1 protein-coding gene is annotated in these 1,128 nt (G+C 64.0%); it reads left to right on the top strand.

The annotated features are described in order from the left end of the window. The first annotated feature begins 231 nt into the window (after nt 1-231). Entirely contained in the window at nt 232-1,038 is an 807-nt protein-coding gene (folP, locus tag AZG88_RS27070) for a dihydropteroate synthase (protein WP_061699682.1), read from the top strand. Nucleotides 1,039-1,128: the final 90 nt, after the last annotated feature.

Raw genomic sequence — 1,128 nt, 5'->3', positions numbered from 1 at the left:
CGCGTACTACCACTCCTCGACCGGTGACTGCTCCTCACGTTCGTCAGGGGACGCCAATGCCGGCTTCGTGGTGCAGAAAGGGAGGGACCCGTGCACAGAACGATCGCCACCCACCGAAGTAATAATGTGCTTGCGGCGCTGCCGGATTCGGCAGAGTGGGCAGCACCTGCACAGGTGTTGAACCCGGCGCTCGCTCTCATCGATTCGGCACCGCACTCACGATGTTTGGTGATGGGAATTCTGAACGTGACACCTGACTCGTTCTCGGACGGCGGAGTCGCTGACACCCCATCCCTCGCGATCCGAAAGGGAGTTCTTCTGGCCTCGTATGGTGCAGATATCGTCGACGTCGGGGGTGAGTCCACCAGACCGAACGCACAACGGGTGACGGCCGTGGAGGAGATGCGCCGCGTGATTCCCGTTATCGCAGCGTTGGCCTCCGAAGGAATCACTGTCAGCGTGGACACCATGCGAGCAGACGTGGCGCGTGCCGCTGTCCATGCCGGAGCGACAATCGTCAACGACGTCAGCGGCGGCCTGGCCGATCCGGCGATGGCCTCGGCCGTCGCCGGCCTCGGCGTGCCTTACGTGGCCATGCATTGGCGCGGACACAGCCGAGCGATGAACACGTTTGCGGTGTACGACGACGTTGTTGCAGATGTGGTCACCGAACTCGAACACCGCGTAGAAGCGCTTGTCGAGGCTGGGATATCCGAGCATCGACTGGTGTTGGACCCAGGCTTGGGATTTGCCAAAACCGCCGAGCACAATTGGGCCCTGTTGTCGCACCTAGACCGAATACTGGCTCTGGGCCGGCCTGTGCTGGTCGGCGCCTCACGCAAGTCGTTTCTCGGGTCAGTGGTCGCCAGGATCGAAGCTGAAATCCCCGCCCCGAGAGACAGAGACGATCTCACCGGCGCAGTCACTGCCCTCGCCGCGGCGGCGGGGGCCCGGTGCATCCGCGTTCACGATGCCCGGTCCACCCGGCGCGCAGTCGCGGTCGCACACGCATGGACGACCGCGAGACATCCTGCCTGAACTGGCCAGCAGGGCAACGACACGCCGGGGTGATGCCAGCGCGATGGCACCGCTGTCCCCGGTCGTTCCGATCGAGGTATCGAGGTATCG

The sequence above is a fragment of the Rhodococcus sp. LB1 genome, from assembly GCF_001583455.1.
Classification (GTDB): Bacteria; Actinomycetota; Actinomycetes; order Mycobacteriales; family Mycobacteriaceae; genus Rhodococcus_F; species Rhodococcus_F opacus.
Note: the sequence above shows the minus strand (reverse complement) of the source record. Positions and strands in the feature narration are given on the sequence as shown.

Excerpts from the sequence above, each read along its gene's own strand:
- folP (WP_061699682.1), top strand. The coding sequence starts at position 232 with ATGGGAATTCTGAACGTGACACCTGACTCGTTCTCGGACGGCGGAGTC.